Source organism: Paraburkholderia sp. SIMBA_053 (assembly GCF_046534895.1).
In the GTDB taxonomy this organism is placed as follows: Bacteria; Pseudomonadota; Gammaproteobacteria; order Burkholderiales; family Burkholderiaceae; genus Paraburkholderia; species Paraburkholderia caledonica.
In genome coordinates, this window is record NZ_JAWRXU010001769.1 from 1 (window position 1) to 234 (window position 234).

General features: G+C 64.5%; 1 pseudogene. It reads left to right on the top strand.

Features of this window, described 5'->3' with window-relative positions:
* A pseudogene (locus SB753_RS41605) lies at nucleotides 1-234 on the top strand (alkene reductase); the annotation flags it as partial.

Here is a 234-nt window from a genome sequence, read left to right on the forward strand (position 1 = left end):
GCGCACAGCGCGTGGGCGTGCATCTCGCGCCGCGCCGCGACTCGCACGACATGGGCGATTCGAATGCCGCGGCAACCTTCGGCTATGTGGCCCGCGAACTCGGCAAGCGCAAGATCGCGTTCATCGCCGCACGCGAAGCGTTGGGCGAAGATCGCCTTGGCCCGCAGTTGAAGAAGGAATTCGGCGGCCCGTACATCGCGAACGAAAAGTTCACGAAGGAAACCGCGCAGCAAG